Annotated in this window: 17 protein-coding genes, 1 tRNA gene and 1 pseudogene; 9 read left to right on the top strand and 10 right to left on the bottom strand. The window is 73.6% G+C overall.

Translation table 11 applies throughout. The annotated features are described in order from the left end of the window. Nucleotides 1-808 precede the first annotated feature (808 nt). Nucleotides 809-2,767 (top strand): tetratricopeptide repeat-containing glycosyltransferase, encoded by a 1,959-nt coding sequence (locus EOE48_RS07695; RefSeq protein ID WP_187371340.1) that lies wholly within the window; start codon nucleotides 809-811, stop codon nucleotides 2,765-2,767. A 140-nt stretch (nucleotides 2,768-2,907) separates the two neighbouring features. After that, the gene (locus EOE48_RS07690) at nucleotides 2,908-3,615 is read left to right on the top strand and encodes a FecR family protein (protein WP_127728200.1); all 708 of its coding nucleotides are present in this window, start codon (nucleotides 2,908-2,910) and stop codon (nucleotides 3,613-3,615) included. A 226-nt stretch (nucleotides 3,616-3,841) separates the two neighbouring features. Here the strand turns inward: EOE48_RS07690 and EOE48_RS07685 are convergent, their stop codons facing one another. Further along, on the bottom strand, nucleotides 3,842-4,108 hold the full coding sequence (locus EOE48_RS07685) for a DUF2312 domain-containing protein (protein WP_127728199.1): 267 nt from the start codon (nucleotides 4,106-4,108) through the stop codon (nucleotides 3,842-3,844). 194 nt (nucleotides 4,109-4,302) lie between these two features. On the opposite strand from EOE48_RS07685, the gene EOE48_RS07680 reads away from it, so the two are divergent. Beyond that, nucleotides 4,303-5,241, top strand: coding sequence for an antibiotic biosynthesis monooxygenase (locus EOE48_RS07680; RefSeq protein WP_127728198.1), 939 nt, complete (start codon nucleotides 4,303-4,305; stop codon nucleotides 5,239-5,241). A gap of 56 nt (nucleotides 5,242-5,297) precedes the next feature. Next, nucleotides 5,298-5,780 carry a nucleoside deaminase gene (locus tag EOE48_RS07675; RefSeq protein WP_127728197.1) on the top strand — a complete coding sequence of 161 codons (483 nt, stop codon included), beginning with the start codon at nucleotides 5,298-5,300 and terminating at the stop codon, nucleotides 5,778-5,780. Between the two features lie 224 nt (nucleotides 5,781-6,004). On the opposite strand, the gene EOE48_RS07670 is transcribed toward EOE48_RS07675, so the two are convergent. The 3 genes from EOE48_RS07670 to EOE48_RS07660 form a co-directional block, all read right to left on the bottom strand. Further along, the gene (locus EOE48_RS07670; RefSeq protein ID WP_127728196.1) at nucleotides 6,005-6,268 is read right to left on the bottom strand and encodes a YARHG domain-containing protein; all 264 of its coding nucleotides are present in this window, start codon (nucleotides 6,266-6,268) and stop codon (nucleotides 6,005-6,007) included. A gap of 17 nt (nucleotides 6,269-6,285) precedes the next feature. Continuing rightward, nucleotides 6,286-7,824, bottom strand: a complete 1,539-nt coding sequence (locus tag EOE48_RS07665; RefSeq protein WP_425463630.1) for a peptidoglycan L,D-endopeptidase MepK — start codon at nucleotides 7,822-7,824, stop codon at nucleotides 6,286-6,288. A 140-nt stretch (nucleotides 7,825-7,964) separates the two neighbouring features. Next, nucleotides 7,965-8,783, bottom strand: coding sequence for a VOC family protein (locus tag EOE48_RS07660; RefSeq protein ID WP_127728195.1), 819 nt, complete (start codon nucleotides 8,781-8,783; stop codon nucleotides 7,965-7,967). 205 nt (nucleotides 8,784-8,988) lie between these two features. Here EOE48_RS07660 and EOE48_RS07655 point away from each other — a divergent pair, with 205 nt between their 5' ends. Beyond that, nucleotides 8,989-9,168: a DUF3606 domain-containing protein gene (locus tag EOE48_RS07655; protein ID WP_127728194.1), complete on the top strand. Its 180-nt coding sequence runs from the start codon at nucleotides 8,989-8,991 to the stop codon at nucleotides 9,166-9,168. 46 nt (nucleotides 9,169-9,214) lie between these two features. On the opposite strand, the gene EOE48_RS07650 is transcribed toward EOE48_RS07655, so the two are convergent. The 4 genes from EOE48_RS07650 to EOE48_RS07635 all read right to left on the bottom strand — a co-directional run bounded on the left by EOE48_RS07650 (nucleotide 9,215) and on the right by EOE48_RS07635 (nucleotide 12,919). Next, nucleotides 9,215-9,985 carry an NAD kinase gene (locus tag EOE48_RS07650; RefSeq protein ID WP_127728193.1) on the bottom strand — a complete coding sequence of 257 codons (771 nt, stop codon included), beginning with the start codon at nucleotides 9,983-9,985 and terminating at the stop codon, nucleotides 9,215-9,217. A 164-nt stretch (nucleotides 9,986-10,149) separates the two neighbouring features. Then, complete coding sequence (locus EOE48_RS07645; RefSeq protein ID WP_127728192.1) at nucleotides 10,150-11,388, bottom strand: allantoate amidohydrolase; 1,239 nt, start codon at nucleotides 11,386-11,388, stop codon at nucleotides 10,150-10,152. Beyond that, nucleotides 11,385-12,278 (bottom strand): 3-methyl-2-oxobutanoate hydroxymethyltransferase, encoded by an 894-nt coding sequence (panB, locus tag EOE48_RS07640; protein ID WP_127728191.1) that lies wholly within the window; start codon nucleotides 12,276-12,278, stop codon nucleotides 11,385-11,387. The genes EOE48_RS07645 and panB overlap by 4 nt, the downstream gene beginning before the upstream one ends. Beyond that, entirely contained in the window at nucleotides 12,275-12,919 is a 645-nt protein-coding gene (locus EOE48_RS07635) for a TetR/AcrR family transcriptional regulator (RefSeq protein ID WP_127728190.1), read from the bottom strand. Before EOE48_RS07635 ends, panB begins: the two co-directional genes overlap by 4 nt. 97 nt (nucleotides 12,920-13,016) lie before the next feature. Between EOE48_RS07635 and EOE48_RS07630 the strand changes: the two are divergent. After that, a pseudogene (locus EOE48_RS07630) lies at nucleotides 13,017-13,445 on the top strand (PspA/IM30 family protein); the annotation flags it as partial. A 150-nt stretch (nucleotides 13,446-13,595) separates the two neighbouring features. Next, a complete protein-coding gene (locus EOE48_RS07625; RefSeq protein WP_127728240.1) occupies nucleotides 13,596-13,868 on the top strand; it encodes a YiaA/YiaB family inner membrane protein in 273 nt (90 codons plus the stop codon). A 144-nt stretch (nucleotides 13,869-14,012) separates the two neighbouring features. Here EOE48_RS07625 and EOE48_RS07620 read toward each other — a convergent pair whose 3' ends face one another. Both EOE48_RS07620 and EOE48_RS07615 read right to left on the bottom strand, forming a co-directional pair. Next, on the bottom strand, nucleotides 14,013-14,879 hold the full coding sequence (locus EOE48_RS07620) for a VOC family protein (protein ID WP_127728189.1): 867 nt from the start codon (nucleotides 14,877-14,879) through the stop codon (nucleotides 14,013-14,015). 94 nt (nucleotides 14,880-14,973) lie between these two features. Then, nucleotides 14,974-15,049: transfer RNA gene (locus EOE48_RS07615), tRNA-Glu, on the bottom strand. Between the two features lie 107 nt (nucleotides 15,050-15,156). Here EOE48_RS07615 and EOE48_RS07610 point away from each other — a divergent pair. After that, nucleotides 15,157-16,149, top strand: coding sequence for an RluA family pseudouridine synthase (locus EOE48_RS07610; protein ID WP_127728239.1), 993 nt, complete (start codon nucleotides 15,157-15,159; stop codon nucleotides 16,147-16,149). Between the two features lie 229 nt (nucleotides 16,150-16,378). Then, the gene (gene rpoH / locus EOE48_RS07605) at nucleotides 16,379-17,269 is read left to right on the top strand and encodes an RNA polymerase sigma factor RpoH (RefSeq protein ID WP_127728188.1); all 891 of its coding nucleotides are present in this window, start codon (nucleotides 16,379-16,381) and stop codon (nucleotides 17,267-17,269) included. Nucleotides 17,270-17,280 lie beyond the last annotated feature (11 nt).

Here is a 17,280-nt window from a genome sequence, read left to right as displayed (position 1 = left end):
GGTCGTTGCCGCTGGCCCCACCGCCGCCGCCGCCGGCGCCGCTCGTCGAGGAGGCCGGTGCGTCGCCGCCGTCGCCGCCGTTGCGCGACGCGTTCGTGCCGGCGACGCCGCCCGCGCCGCCCGGGCTCTCGACCAGGGGGCCGTCGCCCGTGGGGTAGGTGTAGCCGCGTCCGCCGGCCCCGCCCGCGCCGCTCGGCCCGCCGGCCGGGCCGGCACGCCCTGCAGCAAGAGCGCGAAGACGGCGCTGCCGACGAACACCGTTGTGAGCAGCGCGTCGCGCTTGTGCTGAACCATGCCCCCGGCCCCGTCTCGCGCCCGTGCCTCCGGCGTGCCGGCACGTCGAAATCGTCCGACCCCGCCCTCGTGTTGTTGTCGGCGTGGGTCGAGGTCGTGTCTTAGGCGTTCCCGGGTCTCGCGCCTAGCCGGGACCGTCGTCGGCACGACGATCTCCCAGATGATGTGGCGTCGAGGCACGGGTTGCGCCCGATGACCTCCGGTCTTCGTCAGTCGAATCCGCCGCCGCACGTCGAGGCAGCCGTGCCGGCGCCACGATCATTTGCCGGCATTTCGGTGAGCACAATACTGTGGCGCGGCGACGTCTCGCGCCGTGTCCAACGATCCGATCCGGCACGGGGATGGTCATGGCCCGGTGCGCCCGCGGCGAGACGAGTGCCGCGTGCGCGGGCACCGCGACCGGGCGCGGGCGGATTCCGATCCGCGACAGGAAGACGAGGCGAGGGACCTCTTGCCGATCGTCACCGGCCGTGCTTCGCCGGGCCGAGCGGCGATGTGTCGGGGGAGCGGATCGGTGCCGACCATCGGCCTTTGCATGATCGTCCGGGACGAGGCGCATGTCGTGGAGCGCTGCCTCGACAGCGCCCGGCCCCTCCTCGACGGCGCCGTCGTGGTCGATACCGGGTCGCAGGACGGAACCCCGGAGATCGTGCGGGCCTATTTCGCCCGCCACGGGATTCCCGCCACGGTGACCGGGCAGCCGTGGCGGGACTTCGCCCACAACCGCAGCGCCGCGCTCGCGCTGCTCCGGCAGGATCCGGCGATCGACTACGCGCTGGTGCTCGACGCCGACGACTGGCTCGCCGTCGCGCCGGGCTTCGACCCCGCGGCCTTCAAGGCCGGGCTGGCCGCGGACGTCTACGACCTCGACATCCATCACGGCGGCGCGGTGTACCGCCGGCCGCAGCTCGTCTCGAACCGCCTCGCCTTCCGCTACCGCTCGGTCCTGCACGAATTCCTCGACATCCCGCCTTCCGCGCGGTCGCACGGCGTGGCGACGGGGCTGCACGTCGTCTACGGCGGCGACGGCGCGCGCTCGCGCGACGCCGACAAGTTCGCCCGGGATGCGGCTCTGCTCGAGGCGGCGCTGGCCGGCGAGGACGATCCGTTCCTGCGCGCCCGCTATACCTTCTACCTCGCCCAGAGCCTGCGCGATGCCGGACGCCCCGAGCGGGCGGTCGCGGTCTACCTCGACCGGGCCGGCCTCGGCTTCTGGGACCAGGAGGTGTTCGAGAGCCTGCTCAACGCCGGCAAGCTGATGGCAGGGCAGGGGGCCCCGACGGAGGCGGTGCTGTCGGTGCTCGACCGCGCGAGCGCGACCGTGCCGGAGCGCGTCGAGGCGCTGCACGCCGCGGCCCTGATCTGCCGGCAGCGCGGCGAATGGGCCCGCGGCCTCGCCGCCGCGGGACGCGGGCTCGGGCGCCCGCCGCCGGAGGCGGGGCTGTTCCTCCAGCCCTGGATCCACGCCGTCGGGCTCGTCGACGAGTTCGCGGTCAACGCCTACTGGGCCGGCCGGCCCATGGACTGCCTCGTCGCTTGCGCGATCCTGCTGGCGCGCCGGGACCTCGATCCGCCGACCCGCGAGCGCATCGGCGCCAACCGCGACCATGCCCGAGACCGGCTGCGGGAGCGCGGCTCGCTCTGGACCGCGACGCTGAGGGACGGCGCCCCGCGCATCGCCGTGGTGACGGCCTACGGGCCGGAGGAGGCCGGGACGCTGCGGCGCTGCATCGAGTCGGTGGCGCGGCAGACCGTGGCGGCGGACCATCTCCTGATCGCGACCGGCCCGCCGCAGGAGGGCCTGGACGGGCTCGTCGCCGACCACGTCCGCCTCGGCGGCGAGGGCGGCGGCGAGGGCGGCGGCGAGGGCGGCAGCGAGGGCCGCGCGGCCCTGGCGGCCGGGGGCCTGCTCGCGGCCGCCCGGGGCTACACGGCGATCTGCGTCCTCGATGCCGGGTGCTGGTACGAGCCGGACCACGTCGAGAACTGCCTTCTGGCGGCGTTGCGCGTCGGGTTCGAGGATTGCGGCGTCGTCGCGGCTCCCCGCCGGCTCCGGCGCCCCGACCTGACGGTCATGCCGCTGCCCGACGAGGAGGCGGACGGCTTCGTCGACGCCAGCGGCTACCTCTTCCTTCCGGCGGCCTTCCACCTCCTCGGCCACTGGGCGCTGGTGCCCCCGCCGCTGTCCGAGATCGGCGACCGGGTGTTCCTGCTCGGCGTCAAGGCGAGCGGTCTCGCCCTCGGCCGCAGCCGGTCGGCGAGCGTCAACCGCGTCGCGACCTACGCGGCCTCCTACGAGGCCCTCGGCGAGACGCCGCCCGCCGGCGCCCGGGACCGGCCCGACCACGCCCGCTTCCGGGCCTGGATCGAGGCGCTGCCGCCGGAGGCGATCGCGACCCTCCGGCGTCAGATCGGCGCCGATCCGCGCGATCTCTACCCGAGCGGCCCTCCGGCCGCCGCCGGGGCCCGGTAGCCCTCGGCCGGGGGGAGACTTCGAGGATCGCGCGACTGCCGTCAATTTGCGACACGGCCGGGAAAAGCGCCCGGCCCCGTTGCCGCCGCGGGCGCCGCGTCTACAATCGCGCGACTTCTTCTTCGAGGGACTGGGTCGCGATGAGCCTCGTCAGACGGATCTGTCTCGCCGTGTCGGCCGGCGGGCTCGCGCTCGGCGGAACCGGCGCGGCGGTGGCCCAGCAGATCGGTGCGACGACGCTCGTGCGGAACGACGTCTCGCGCCTGAAGCAGTCCCAGCGCAACAGCCTCGCCGAGGGCGACACGGTGTTCCGGGACGAGGCGGTGCAGACCGGGGCCGACAGCCTCGCCAAGATCGTCTTCCTCGACCAGACCAACCTGTCGATCGGGCCGAACGCGCGCATCGCGCTCAACCAGTACGTCTATTCGGAGGAGCGGCCGGCCGGGAAGGTGGCGCTCAACCTCCTCAAGGGCACCTACCGCTTCGTCACCGGCGACCTCGACAAGAAGGCCTACGAGATCAAGACGCCGGTCGCGACGATCGGCGTCCGGGGAACGGTGTTCGACGTCTGGACCACCGGCACGCGCTCGGTCATCACCCTCGTCGAGGGCGAGATCCGGGTCTGCACCCGCCAGGCGAGCCCGCAGGCCTGCCTCACCCTCGACCAGCCCGGCTCCGTCGTCGTCGTGACCGTCGGCGGCCTCTCCCCGGCCCCGCGGGACACCGCGGCGCGCTTCGGCTTCGACGGCTATTGCGGCGCCAATCCGGGCCTGTGCACGCCGACCCGCTTCTCCGAGGGCGGCGGGGTGCCGACGCCGACCGCCTTCGCCGCCCTGTGCGGGCGCTGACCCCAACGCCGGAGCGCGGCTCCGCGGCCCAAGCAGACGTGCGTTGGCAGGCCAACGCTTCGTCCGCTTAGGTTATTGTTGTGTCGCGGCGTTTTCCGGTAGCAGCCACGTTTGCGAAGCCTGTCTAGAGCACCCCACGATTGCGTTGCAATCGCGAAGCTCTCTAGGTCTTTGATTTTGCCGCATTTTCTTTGACGAACCGGTATCCACTTCGTCGGAAAATGCTCTAGGCCATCCCGAGCGCCTGCATGTAGAGTTCGAGGATCGCCTCCTCCTCCTGGCGCTCGTCGTGGTCGCGCTTGCGCAGGGAGATGATCTTGCGCAGAACCTTGGTGTCGAAGCCGTTGGCCTTGGCCTCGGCATAGACGTCCTTGATGTCGCCGGCGAGGCCGGCCTTCTCTTCCTCGAGGCGCTCGATGCGCTCGATGATGCTCTTGAGCTGGTCCGCCGCGACCGACGAGTTGTCGACCGCGAGCGCGGGAGAGGCAGCCATGGTTCGAATCCCTCCGTCGGCCCGGCGCACCGCGAGGCGCGCCCTCGTCGAGTTTCATAGGCTCTCAACCTTACCGAGAGATTTCCTTCGTCCCGCCCGGTCCCGTCCCGGGGATTCGCCGTCCCGGCGCGGCGCGTTGAGACGCCGATAAGCCCTGCGTGAGCTACCTGACGTCGTCAGCCGCGAGGTGCCCGATGAACCTGTCCGTCGCCTCCCCGGCCGCCGCCGCGGTGACCCGGATCCGCCTGCGCCCGGGTGCCGCGGCGGCGTTCGCGGCGTGGCAGGCGCGCCTCACCCATGCGGTCGCGTCGGCGCCCGGCTTCGTCAGTGTCGAGATCGTGCCGGTCTTCGCCGACGCCCACGAGTGGCACGTCGTCCAGCGGTTCCGCTCGCCCGAGGCGCTGGCGCAGTGGCGCGCCTCGCCCGAGCGCGCCGCCCTCGCCGCCGATCTCGTCTCTCTCCGGGAGGCCGAGGACGAGGACGAGGCGGCGCCCGACTTCCATTCGCTGTCCTGCGTGACCGAGGTCATCACCACCGCGGTCGGTCCCGGCCGCGCCGCCGACTACCGGAGCTGGGCCGAGACCGTCCAGGCCCGGCAGGCGACCTTCCCGGGCTACATGGGCACCCTGGTTCAGGCCCCCCTGGGCCCGGAGCTGAACTACTGGACCACTTTGGTGCGGTTCTCCACGCCCTCGCAGCTCGATGCCTGGATCGTGTCCGAGGAGCGGCACTCCCTGCTGCGGGCGGCCGATCCGGCGATGTCGACCTGGAGCAGCCGCCGCCACGCCGGCCCCTTCGCCGGCTGGTTCGCCGTGAGCCCGGACGCGCCCGCGCCGCCCCCGGCCTGGAAGCAGACCCTCGTGGTGCTCCTCGTCCTGTTTCCGGTGGTGATGCTGGAGATCCGCTTCCTCAGCCCGCTCCTGACCGGGCTGCCCGCCCCGGTCGCGACCCTGATCGGCAACGCGATCAGCGTCGCGCTGGTGTCCTGGCCCCTGGCGCGGATCGCCGGGGCGGCCCTGCGCGGCTGGCTGCACCCGCCGCCGCAGCGCCGGGCTGTCGCCGAGATCGTCGGTGCCGCGGCGGTGGTCGCGGCCTTCGTCGCCGAACTCACCGTCTTCACCCTGTGGACCTGAGACGACGGGCGGGAGCGCCCGCGCCGCACGCCACGACATCCCCCGAGGAGAGCACCATGTCCGACAACCACGAGAAGTTCATGGCGCGGGCGATCGCGCTGTCGGAGAAGACCTCGCTGGTCGACAGCGCCGGCGGCGTGTTCGGCAGCGTGATCGTGCAGGACGGCGAGATCCTGGCCGAGGGCGCCAACCGCGTCGTCGCCGAGAACGACCCGACCTGGCACGGCGAGATCGAGGCGATCCGCAAGGCGTGCAAGGCGCAGGGCAGCTTCAAGCTGCGCGACGCCACCCTCTATACCAGCGCCGAACCGTGCCCGATGTGCATGGCCGCGGCCTATTGGGCCGGCATCAAGACGATCTACTACGCCTCGACCAACGAGGACGCCTACAAGTACGGCGACTTCGACGATTCGATGATCTACGGCGAGCTGAAGAAGCCGTCCGGCGAGCGCTCGATCCCGATGCGCCAGATCATGCGCGCGGAGGCGGTCGAGGTGTGGAAGAAGTACCACGAGAAGGACGACCGCGTTCCGTATTGAGGCGCGCGGCGCCTGAGCGACGCCGATTTTCGCATCGCGAAGCGATTGCGCAGCCATCGCCGAGCGATCAATGGAAAATCGTATGATACGGATTTCGGACGATTCGTTCCGAAATCCGTATCACCAGCCCGCGCGGCGCCTGAGCGGAGTCGAATTCCGCATCGCGAAGCGATCATCCGGATTTCGTATGACGGGCTATCGGCGGCCTGAGCGGCCGTGCGCCCTCAGGGCTGGCAGCCGGCGCGGCGTTCCTCGCGCTGGATCTCCGCGACCTTGGCGCGATCGCGGGCCGAGAGCGGCACGTCGGCGAGCTCGTCGTAGCGGCAGCCGGCATTGCCGAAGGCCTTGATCGCCCGCGGCGTGCGGAAGCAGTAGCCGGCCTCCTTGTAGACCGCGTTGCGCTCGGCCCACAGCTCGTCGCAGGGGAACTGCGCCAGGGCGGGGCCGGCGGCCAGGGTCGCGAGGGCAAGGACAGTCAGGCGCAGCACGGATCGGGTCCTCGGGGTCAGCGCCGCAGCACCGGCGGTGGCTTCACGGCCGCGCCGGAGAAGCGCCCGGTCTCGGCCTCGTCGCCGGCCGTCGACTGGAACCGGGTCGCGACCTCGCCGGCGGGCGTGGCGACGAGGCCCTTCGGCGGCGCGCCCTGCGGCGTGGCGCGGGTCTGGGCGAGGCGCGCCGGACCGGCGGAGGCGGTCTGGGCGACGGCCGCCGCGAACAGCGCGCGCAGATGCGCCTTCGGATCGGTGGAGGACGGTGCCGGGGCCGGTGACGCCGCGACGGCGCGGGGACGCGCCGGCAGCAGCCCCGGCAGGGCCGCCGGATCGGCGGTGGCGACCTGCGTCGCCGGGCCGGACCGCACCTGCGGCAGCGGCGCCGCGACGAGGGCGTGGGCGAGGGCCGCGAACTCGGACGGGCGACGGGGCGGCAGCGGCGCCTTCAGGCCGGCACTGGCCGGGCCCGCCACGGCCGGGGCGGGTGCCTCGGGCACGGCGTCGGCAGGCTCGGCCCGGGCGCCGGTGGTCGTCGGCTCGGGCGGCGGTGCCGCGGCGGGGGCGGCCTCGGGGACGAGGGCGGCGCGGGGATCGGCGGCGTAGGCGAGGGCGGCGCGGCTGCCGGCATCGTCCGGATCGGCGCTGGCGAGCGCCACCGGCCGCGGCCGCGACGGCCGGCCGCGGGCCGCCAGCGCGGTCGGGGCGGGAGCCGGAGCCTGCTGGGTGTTTCCGCCGCCGAACAGCGCCGAGAACAACTGGCGCACGAAGTTCGGGCTGTCCTCCTCCTCGGCGGCGGCGACCTGGGTGATGCCCGCGACGGTGCCGCCCCGCGACAGGATCTCGGCCTTGGCGAGTTCGTAGCCGGGCAGCGGCCGGCCGTCCGCCGGCAGGTGGACGGTGCGGCCGTCCGGAAACAGCCGGGCGAGCTGGTCGCCCGGCATCCGCGGCCACGAGCGCACCGAGCCGACGTCGAGATGCACGAACGGATTGTAGGCGTGCGGATACCAGCCGACGCCGCCGCGCTGCATCTGCATGCCGATCTGGCGGATCTGGTCGACCGAGACGTCGCCGAGATAGAAGTCCATCGCCTTGCCGAGCATGTGCTGGCTGTGCTCGGCGACCGCGCGGGAGCGGCGGCGCAGGGCGGCGTTGGTCTGCGGCGAGCGGTAGGCCGAGACGACGTGGACCGCGTCGCGCGAGCCGGTGGCGCGGTGGGCCTCCCACACCACGTCGAACAGGCGCGGGTCCATCTTGGTCGGCTCGTCGATGCGCCAGTCGCGCAGCAGCCAGTTGAGCTGTTCGAGCACCGCCCGGTCGTAGCGGCCGTCGCGCTTGAACGTGACGGTCAGGCTCTCCTTGGTGTGCTCGTGGAAGATCGAGAGCGTGCGGGTGTCGCCGTTGGCGGCGGCGTCCTGGGTGCCGCGGGCGCCGCCCGCGACCGCGACGGCGGCGAGCGCGAGGACGACGAGGGAGCGGGAGCGGCGATCGCGCGGTGCCTGACGGGAGGACCGGGCCGAAGCCCGACTGGCACGCAGCACTGCTCGCACGATCACGTCCCCCCGTCCGCGCCGCGAACCAGCGCGGCGGCCATGGTGAACGGAAGGTTGCCGAGAACCGTAAACGAACGGTTATCGGATCCGACCGCGGCCTGACGCCGAGGGCTAGACGTTAACCTTGGCGAAATTCGGTCCGATCAGATTTTCGTGAGCGGATCCACAGGAAACCCGCCGGCGACGGACAGCCGGGCGCCGTGAGTGAGGGCCGGGTCGAGGTCGCCGTGCCCGTCCGGCGCCCGGAACACGGCGGCGAAGGGTCCCTCGCCCCGCGCCGCGAGGGCGGCGGCGAGGTCGCCGCCGGCGCCGGCCGGGCTCGCCAGCGTCACGGCGACGCCGGGGCCGAGCGGCAGCGTCGCGGTCCGGGCCGCGGTCCCGGCCACGACCGCCTCGACGACCGGTGCGTCGGCGCCGGCGCCGAGGAGGGCGGCGTAGCGCGCCCGCGCCGCCTCGACGTCGCGCACCGCGACCGTGAGCGCCGCGAGGCCGGTGACGCCGTTGCGGTGCCGGCGCACGTCGCCCTCCTGCACCCGCAGCGCCCGGGGCGTGACGTCGCCGCACAGGAACGGCACGTCCGATCCGGGCGAGCGGGCGATCTTCCAGTCGAGCCGGGCGCCGTCCGGGCGCAGGCGCCCGCCGGAAACCGGGTCGGCGATGTCGAGCCCGCGCGCCTGCGCGGCGGCGGCGACCGCGTCGATGTCGTCGGGCAGGAGCGCGTGGTCGAGGAAGCCTTCGCCGGCGCGGTGATACACGTCCGACCAGCGGTCGCCGGGCTGGGGCCGCCGGAACGAGATCAGTTCGAGGTACGATCCGTCCTCCAGCACGACGAGGACGTTGTGGGTGATGCCGTTGGCGTGCTCGCCGCCGCGGATCACCGTGAAGCCGAGGGCGGCGTAGTCGGCGAAGGCCCGGTCGAGGTCGGCGACCGCGATCACGAGGTGGTCGAGGGACAGGGGCATCCGGAATCTCGTCTCGGTGGGAGCGCGGCCGCGCCTTCGGGGCGTGATCGCCGAGAATCCGCGCCCGGTCGAGCCCGAGGCGCCGTCTTCCGCCTGCGGCGTCCGGGATCCCGGACGCCGGCAACCAAGCCCGGTCGCGAGCGTTGCCCAGCATCATTCCGGTTGGGCGCAACCCATCGCCCGATTCTCCAGCAGGACAGCCGCCATGCCCTCCACCCTCGCCGCCGGGCCGCGCCCGGTCCGCCACATTGACATCTACTCGCCCGAGGATCGCGCCTACTGGTGCGAGCGCCTCGGCGTCACCGACGACGCCCTGCGCCAGACCGTCAAGCTGATCGGGTCGCGCGCCAGCACCGTCGCGGCCCATCTCGGCGTCGCGCTGTGAGATCGGGCCCGGGCGGGGCCCTGCTCCGCCCGGGCCCGCGCGGCGCTCAGCCGAACTGCTCGCGCAGGATGCGCTCGTCCATGCTGTGACCGGGATCGTGCAGCATCACGAGATCGGTGGAGCGGTCGAGGGCGGTCTCGACCCGGGCGACGCGGCGGAACTCGGTGTGGTCGGCCACCGCCGCCACCGGGCGGTATTCCGGATCCTTCACCTCGATGCGGATGCGGGCGTGGTTGGGCAGCAGGACGCTGCCCTGGCGCCGGGGCCGGAACGCCGAGATCGGCGTGAAGGCGAGCAACTGGGCCGAGATCGGCAGGATCGGGCCGCCGACCGAGAAGTTGTAGGCGGTCGAGCCGACCGGCGTCGCCACCAGGGCGCCGTCGGCGATGAGTTCCGGCAGCCGCACTTGCCCGTCGATCGAGATCCTCAGCTTGGCGGTCTGGTGGGTCTGGCGCAGCATGTAGACCTCGTTGACCGCCCGCGCCGTGTGGGTGAGGCCCAGCACGTCGGTGGCGATCATCAGCAGCGGGTGGACGACGCTGCGCTGCGCCGCCTCGAGCCGGTCGAGCAGGCCCTCGACCTCGAACTCGTTCATCATGAACCCGACCGTGCCGCGGTTCATGCCGTAGATCGGCTTGCCGGAGCCCATGAAGCGGTGCAGCGCCTGGAGCATCAGCCCGTCGCCGCCGAGCCCCACCACCACGTCGGCCTCCTCGGGCGAGACGTGGTCGTAGCGGCGCATGAGCAGGTCGGCCGCCTCCCGGGCCTCCGGGCTCGGGCTCGCGATGAAGGCGATCCGGTTGAAGCGCCGCGCCATGGTCGATCCCGTCCGCTGAGGGCGTGTTGACGCCGGGGCCCCGGCCGCCGCCTCTCGCGGGCGGCATCCCGGAGGCCGTGACGAGAGCCATAGCACGGAGCGCCCGCTCCGCGTCTACACGGCCCGCCGAGCGACCGCGCCGCCGGCACCGGCGGAACGCGCCGTCACCCGCGCGCCGCCAGAGCCCGCACGGTCTCGATCAGCACCCGCACCGCGGCGTCCGCGTCGGCCTCGGTGATCGACTCGGCCGGGTTGTGGCTGATCCCGCCGCGGCAGCGCACGAACAGCATCGCCGAGGGGCCGAGCCGCGCCATCGACACCGCATCGTGGGTGGCGCCGGAGGCGAGCGCCGGCGGATCGAACCCGAAGCCCCGGGCGGCACTCTCCAGGGCGGCCCGCAGGCCGGCATCGAGGCCGACCGCCGGGTTGTCCATGAAGGTCTCGCCGGCGAAGCCCACCCCGCGCCGGGCGGCGATCGCCCGGCATTCGGCCTCGATCGCCGCGACGAGGCCGAGGCGGACCGGATCCTCCGGCGCGCGGATGTCGAGGGTGAAGTCGACCTCGCCCGCGATGACGTTGACGGCGTTCGGCCGCACCGTGAGCGAACCGACCGTCGCGACCGCGCTCGCCGCCGCCGCGCCGAGCCGCTCGACGGCGAGCGCCATCTCGGCCGCGGCGGCGAGCGCGTCGCGGCGCGACCCCATCGGCACCGTGCCGGCGTGGTTGGCCTCCCCGGTCACGGTGCAGCGGGCCCGGGTCAGGCCGGCGATCGCCGAGACCACCCCGACCGGCTGGTCGCGCGCCTCGAGCATCGGACCCTGCTCGATATGGACCTCGAGATAGCCGGCGATCTCCGCCGGGCTGCGGGCGAGCGCCGCGATCCCGTCCGGGTCGCCGCCGAAGGCGGTCAGCGCCGCCCGCAGGGTGACGCCCTCGGAATCCGCGCCGTCGAGCCAGTCCGGCCGGTAGGCGCCGGCCCACGCCTTCGAGGTCGAGAGGCTGGTGGGGAAGCGCACGTTCTCCTCGTCGCCGAACGCCACCACTTCGAGGGCGAAGGGGAGGGCGGCCGCCTCCGTCGCCAGAACCTCGGCGGCGACGAGGCCGCAGACGACGCCGAGCGGCCCGTCGTAGCGCCCGGCATCGACCACGCTGTCGATGTGCGAGCCGAGCACGAGCGCCGGCAGGCCGGGCCGCGCGCCCTCGCGCCGGCCGACGACGTTGCCGACCGCGTCGAGGCGGGCCTCCAACCCCGCCGCCCGCATCATGCCGAGCACCGCCTCCGCCGTCGCCCGGTGGCCGGGCGAGAGGTAGAGCCGGGTCAGCCGGCCGGGCTCGTCGGTGTGGCGGGCGAGGTCGTCGATCAGCGCCATCACGCGCCGGCCGAGAGGAGCGGTGTCGGTCATCGGGCGGGGGACTCCGGTGCAGGAGAATCATCGAGTGCGGCCCGGGCCGCCTCCGGCATCGCGTAGGATTCGGCCTCGCCGGGGAAGCGGCCGGCGCGCACGTCCGCGGCCCAGTCCGCGAGGCCGGCCTGGAGCAGGCCGTAGCCGTCGGTGTAGGTGCGGACGAACTTCGCCTTGCGGCCGGGCAGCAGGCCGAGCACGTCGTGCAGCACCAGCACCTGCCCGGAGCAGGCGGGACCGGCGCCGATGCCGATGGTCGGGATCGTCAGCCGCTCGGTGACCCGCGCCGCCAGCTCCGCCGGGATGCCCTCCAGGACCAGCGAGAAGCAGCCGGCCTCCTCCAGCCGCAGGGCGTCGTCGAGGATGCGGCGGGCGCCCTCGGCGGCCCGGCCCTGGACCTTGAACCCGCCCATGGCGTGCAGGCTCTGCGGCGTCAGGCCGAGATGCCCCATCACGGGGATCTCGCACTCGGCGAGCGCCCGCACGGTGGGCGCGCGGGCGGCCCCGCCCTCCAACTTCACCGCCGCGGCGCCGCGCTGGAGGAAGCCGCCGGCGTTGCGGATCGTCTCGGCGAGGTCGAGGTGGTAGCTGAGATAGGGCAGGTCGGCGACGAGCAGCGCCCGCGGCCGGGCCCGGGCCACCGCCTCGACGTGGTGGTTCATCATCGCCATGCTGACCGGCAGCGTGTTGTCGAAGCCGAGGCAGACGTTGCCAACGCTGTCGCCGACCAGGATCGCGTCCACGACCGGATCGACGAGGCGAGCCATCGCGGCGTCGTAGGCGGTCACCATCACGATCCGGCGCCCCTCGGCCTTGAAGCCCTGGAGCATCGGCACGGTGACGGGGGCGGGGCCGGACCGGGCCGGTTCGCTCTGCGGGTGGTGGCTCATGGTTGCCCCTTCGCGGAGTCCTGCGCGATCAGCCCGCGGCCGATCGCCGTGACGACGGTCTCGATCTGGCGACGTAGCACGGCCTCGCTCAGGCTCATCAGCTTCTCGTCCAGGCCGAGGCTGACGAGGCCGTGCGTCGCCGAGAACAGCGAGCGGGCGAGCAGGGCGCGCTCCGCCTCGCCGAGGCGCGGGCACAGGACCTGCACCGGCCCCTCGATGGTGCGGAACAGACGCCCCTGCTCGCGCAGGTACCAGTCCGGCGGGGCGGTCTCCCGGCGGTGCTGGAACAGGGCGCGCCAGCGCGTCGGGTGCTCGCGGGCGAAGCGCAGGTAGGCCACCGCGAGCCGCACCAGATCCTCGATCGCCGCGGAGCGGGCGGCGCGGCCGGACGGGCCGGCCGGGCCGCTCCCGGTGCGCACCTGCGCGATCGTGGCGTCGAACAGCAGCAGCGTGCGCAGGTTCACCGCCAGGATCAGCGCGTCGAGGTCGGGAAACACCGTGTAGATCGTGCCGATGGCGCAGCCGACCGTCTGGGCGAGGTCGCGCGCCTTCAGGCCCGACAGGCCGTCCCGGGCGATGACCGCCTCCGCCGCGTCGACCAGAGCCGTGCGCAGATGCTCCCGCCGTTCCTCAGTCCGCATCGTCGCGCCTCATCGTGAACGTCGTTCAAAAAGTGCTTGAACAGCGTTCATGGCCGTGGGAAGGTGCGCTCGTGAACAACGTTCATGAGGCGCCAAGATGTTCCGGATCGTCGCCACCCTGGCCCGCGGCGCGGCTGCGCAGGCCTGCGAGGACCTCGCCGACCGCCATGCCCTGCCGCTGCTCGACCAGCAGATCCGCGAGGCGGCCGCCGCCCTCGACGGCAGCCGGCGGGCGCTGGCGGCGGCCCTGGTGCAGGAGCGCACCGACGCCGGCCGGCACGCGGCCCTGGCCGCGCGGCTGGCCGACCTCGAGGAGCGGGCGGTGGCCGCGTTGCGGGGGAGCCGCGACGACCTCGCCGGGGAGGCCGCCGAGGCGATCGCCGGGATCGAGGCCGAGATCCGCGACCTGGACGAAGCCCGCGCCGCGTTCGCGCGGGAGGTGGCAGCCCTGCGCCGGACCGTGCGCGAGGGCGCCCGGCAGATCGCCGAACTGGAGCGCGGCCGGCGCATCGCGCAGGCCGCCGAGGCGGCGCGGCGCCTGCGCGACCGGCGCGGGGCGGCGGCGCCCGGCACCGAGGCGGCGCTCGCCGGGGCGCCTGCGCGCCCGCGCCGCCGGCTCCGCCGCGTGACCCGTCCCGCCCGATTCCCGAACCACCCGATGCAAGGATCCGATCCCATGAACCCGCAGACACCGCAGCATACCTCGGCCTGGGTCGCTTTCACCTACGCGTCCTTCCTGGGCTCCGCCGCGATGGTCGGCGCCGGCATCCTGTTCCTGCCGCTCGACCTGTGGATCAAGGCATACCTCGCCATGGGCGTGGTGATGCTGGTCCAGTCCTGCATCACCCTCGTCAAGACCCTGCGCGACGTCCACGAGGGCAGGCGGATGGTCAACCGGATCGAGGACGCCCGCGCCGAACGGCTGCTGATGGAGATCGGCAAGGAGTGATACGGTTTTCGGACATCGTATCCTCAGCCCGCGCGGCGCCCGAGCGAAACCGGTTCGCGATCAATCGGACATCGTACGAGAGGGGTTTCGGAGCGCGTCTCCCGGAACCTGTGCCCCGCCGGCACCGCCGGGCCCCTGCGGGGGTCAGGCCGGCAGCAGCCGCAGCGCGACGCCCCAGGGCTCCGTGACCGACAGGCCCCCGGCCGCGCCCGTCTCGACACCGACCCCGGCCTCCCCGAACCGCCGCCGCGCCGCGTCGAGGGCGTCGGCCGCGAACCGGAACTCGACCGCGGCGAGGCCGGTCCGCGGCCCGTCCGCGGGGCGCGCGCCCTCGCTGTGCCAGATGTTGGCGGCGAGCTGGTGGTGGTAGCCGCCGGAGCCGTAGAAGCTCGCGCCCGGGAACCGGCAGGTGACATCGAAGCCGAGCAGCCCGGCATAGAAGCGGTCGGCCGGCTCCAGGGCGCCGACCCGCAGATGGACGTGTCCGACCGAGGCGCCGGCGGGCAGGCCGCGCCACGGCGCGCCGGCCAGCGCCATCAGGGCGGGCCGGTCGAGGGGCGCGTTGGCCATCGCCACCCCGGTCGGCGTGCGCGGCCACACGGCGTCGGGGCGGTCGGCGTAGATCTCGATGCCGTTGCCCTCGGGGTCGGAGAGGTAGATGGCCTCGCTGACGAGGTGGTCGGCGGCGCCGTCGAGCCGCAGGCCCCGGTCGGCGGCGTGACGCAGCCACGCGCCGAGGTCGATCCGGGACGGCAGCAGGAACGCGGTGTGGAACAGGCCGGCCTCGCGGGGGGCGGACCGCCGGGCGCCGGGATCCGCCCGCAGGGTCAGCAGCACGTTCTCCCCGGTGCCGAGATCGGCGCTCGCGGCGTCGCGATGCAAGAGGTCGAGCCCGATCGCGTCCAGGTAGAAGCCCGCGACCCGGTCGAGATCGCGCACGACGAGCACGACGCGGCCAATCCGATGCGGCGCACGGGCCAGCATGGTCGCATCGTCGGAGGAGACCGTCATGATCGCAGCGCCCCGGTCATTCAGGATCGGCGGTGTCCACCAGCCGAAGCAGAACCAGATTCGAGTGCGAGTGTCACCAAGTCGAAGAAGGTAGTGGCGCTCCCTAGGGGACTCGAACCCCTGTTTTCGCCGTGAGAGGGCGACGTCCTAGACCGCTAGACGAAGGGAGCTTGCCCGGCGACGAGCGGGGGTATAGCGGCGGTGAGATTGGGGCACAAGCCCGAAAACGAGGAGGCCGGCCGATTTTCGGAGCCGGCTGCGGAGCGACGGCGTGACGGTGACGGACGAGGTACGGGGCGGGGCGCTGCCCGAGGGGGCGGATCGGCTCGACAGGGCGCTGGCCCGGCTGTGGCCGGACCTGTCGCGCAGCCGGCTGCAGGCGCTGATCCGCGAGGGCTGCGTGCGGGTCGACGGCGAACCGGTGCGCGATCCGTCGCAGCGGGTCGCCGGGGGTGAGGCGGCCTCGGTCGCGGTGCCGGCGCCGCTGCCGGCGGAGCCGGCCCCCGAGGCGCTGGCGCTCGCCATCGCGTACGAGGACGACGACCTCATCGTCATTGACAAGCCGGCCGGGCTGGTGGTGCATCCGGCGCCCGGGCACGACAGCGGCACGCTGGTCAACGCCCTGGTGGCGCATTGCGGCACGAGCCTGTCGGGGATCGGCGGTGTGCGCCGGCCGGGCATCGTCCACCGCCTCGACAAGGACACCAGCGGGCTGCTGGTGGTGGCCAAGAACGACCTCGCCCATCAGGGCCTGTCGGCGCAGTTCGCCGATCACGGCCGCTCGGGGCCGCTGGAGCGGGATTACGTGGCGCTGGTCTGGGGCGCGCCGGAGCCGCGCAGCGGCACGATCTCGGCGGCGCTGGCCCGCTCGGAGCGCAACCGCGAGAAGATCGCGGTGGTGCGCGAAGAGCGCGGCCGGCACGCGGTGACCCACTACCGCACCGAGGGCGTGCTCGGCGGGGCGGAGGCGGTCGCGCGGATCCGCTGCCGGCTGGAGACCGGCCGGACCCACCAGATCCGGGTCCACCTGTCGCATCGCGGGCACCCGCTGCTCGGCGACGCCACCTACGGCGCGGCGTTCAAGACCAAGGCGGCGCGGCTCGGGCCGGAGGCCCGCGAGGCGCTGGCGCGGCTCGGCCGGCAGGCGCTGCACGCGGCGGTGCTCGGCTTCGCCCATCCGCGCACCGGCGCCGCCCTGCGCTTCGAGAGCCCGCTCCCCGCCGACCTCGCCGGGCTGGTCGCGGCCCTGGGGGCCGAGACCGCGGCGTGACGCATCTCTCGACATGCCCGGCGCGCGATGTGCGGCCGCGCACGTAACCCTGCGACAAAGCCGGCGAATGGTGACGCAAGACCCCGAAGCCGCTTCGCGCGTTGTCGCGGGTCCGTCCGCGTGCCCTACCGGGCCGCGCCGATCCCTGGTAGAAAGGGGGCTCGAACGGTCGGCCGCGTCAGGAGGCCGTTCGTGCCCGCCCGGACCGGGGGGCTTTCAGGAGGTTTGAATGGCTGCTGCACTGCCGGTGCTCGCCAATGAAGGGGGGCTGTCCCGCTATCTCGACGAGATCCGCCGGTTCCCGATGCTGGAACCCACGGAGGAGTACATGCTCGCCAAGAGCTGGCGCGAGCACGGGGACCGGGACGCCGCTCACAGGCTCGTGACCTCTCACCTCCGCCTCGTGGCCAAGATCGCGATGGGGTATCGCGGCTACGGCCTGCCGATCGGCGAGGTGGTGTCGGAGGGCAATGTCGGCCTGATGCAGGCCGTCAAGCGCTTCGACCCCGACAAGGGATTCCGTCTCGCCACCTACGCGATGTGGTGGATCAAGGCGGCGATTCAAGAATACATCCTGCGCTCGTGGTCGCTCGTGAAGATGGGCACGACCGCGAACCAGAAGAAGCTGTTCTTCAACCTGCGCAAGGCCAAGGGCCGGATCTCGGCCCTGGACGAGGGCGACCTGCGCCCCGATCAGGTCGCGCAGATCGCCACCCGCCTCGGCGTGCCCGAGCAGGACGTGGTCGACATGAACCGGCGCCTGTCCGGCGACGCCTCGCTCAACGCGCCCCTGCGCGAGGAGGGCGAGGGCGAGTGGCAGGACTGGCTCGTCGACGACAGCCCGTCGCAGGAGAGCGTGCTCGCCCGCGAGGAGGAGGGGCAGAACCGCCTCGCCGCCCTGCGCGACGCGCTGGGCGTGCTCAACCCGCGCGAGCGCCGCATCTTCGAGGCGCGGCGGCTGGCCGAGGATCCGATCACCCTGGAGGACCTCTCCGGCGAGTTCGGCGTCTCGCGCGAGCGGGTGCGGCAGATCGAGGTCCGCGCCTTCGAGAAGGTGCAGGACGCGGTCAAGCGCAACCTCGCCACCCGCGAGGCGCCCCGGGCCGGCGCCCCGGCCTGAGCCCGGGCCGC

The sequence above is a fragment of the Methylobacterium oryzihabitans genome, from assembly GCF_004004555.2.
Lineage (GTDB): Bacteria > Pseudomonadota > Alphaproteobacteria > Rhizobiales > Beijerinckiaceae > Methylobacterium > Methylobacterium oryzihabitans.
The sequence above is the reverse complement of the archived record's forward strand: the minus strand, read 5'-3'. Positions and strand labels throughout refer to the sequence as shown.

Excerpts from the sequence above, each read along its gene's own strand:
- EOE48_RS07675 (WP_127728197.1), top strand. The coding sequence starts at position 5,298 with ATGTCCGACAACCACGAGAAGTTCATGGCGCGGGCGATCGCGCTGTCG.
- EOE48_RS07660 (WP_127728195.1), bottom strand. The coding sequence starts at position 8,783 with ATGCCCCTGTCCCTCGACCACCTCGTGATCGCGGTCGCCGACCTCGAC.
- EOE48_RS07645 (WP_127728192.1), bottom strand. The coding sequence starts at position 11,388 with ATGACCGACACCGCTCCTCTCGGCCGGCGCGTGATGGCGCTGATCGAC.
- EOE48_RS07650 (WP_127728193.1), bottom strand. The coding sequence starts at position 9,985 with ATGGCGCGGCGCTTCAACCGGATCGCCTTCATCGCGAGCCCGAGCCCG.
- EOE48_RS07685 (WP_127728199.1), bottom strand. The coding sequence starts at position 4,108 with ATGGCTGCCTCTCCCGCGCTCGCGGTCGACAACTCGTCGGTCGCGGCG.
- EOE48_RS07635 (WP_127728190.1), bottom strand. The coding sequence starts at position 12,919 with ATGCGGACTGAGGAACGGCGGGAGCATCTGCGCACGGCTCTGGTCGAC.
- EOE48_RS07655 (WP_127728194.1), top strand. The coding sequence starts at position 8,989 with ATGCCCTCCACCCTCGCCGCCGGGCCGCGCCCGGTCCGCCACATTGAC.
- panB (WP_127728191.1), bottom strand. The coding sequence starts at position 12,278 with ATGAGCCACCACCCGCAGAGCGAACCGGCCCGGTCCGGCCCCGCCCCC.
- rpoH (WP_127728188.1), top strand. The coding sequence starts at position 16,379 with ATGGCTGCTGCACTGCCGGTGCTCGCCAATGAAGGGGGGCTGTCCCGC.
- EOE48_RS07690 (WP_127728200.1), top strand. The coding sequence starts at position 2,908 with ATGAGCCTCGTCAGACGGATCTGTCTCGCCGTGTCGGCCGGCGGGCTC.
- EOE48_RS07620 (WP_127728189.1), bottom strand. The coding sequence starts at position 14,879 with ATGACGGTCTCCTCCGACGATGCGACCATGCTGGCCCGTGCGCCGCAT.
- EOE48_RS07680 (WP_127728198.1), top strand. The coding sequence starts at position 4,303 with ATGAACCTGTCCGTCGCCTCCCCGGCCGCCGCCGCGGTGACCCGGATC.
- EOE48_RS07625 (WP_127728240.1), top strand. The coding sequence starts at position 13,596 with ATGAACCCGCAGACACCGCAGCATACCTCGGCCTGGGTCGCTTTCACC.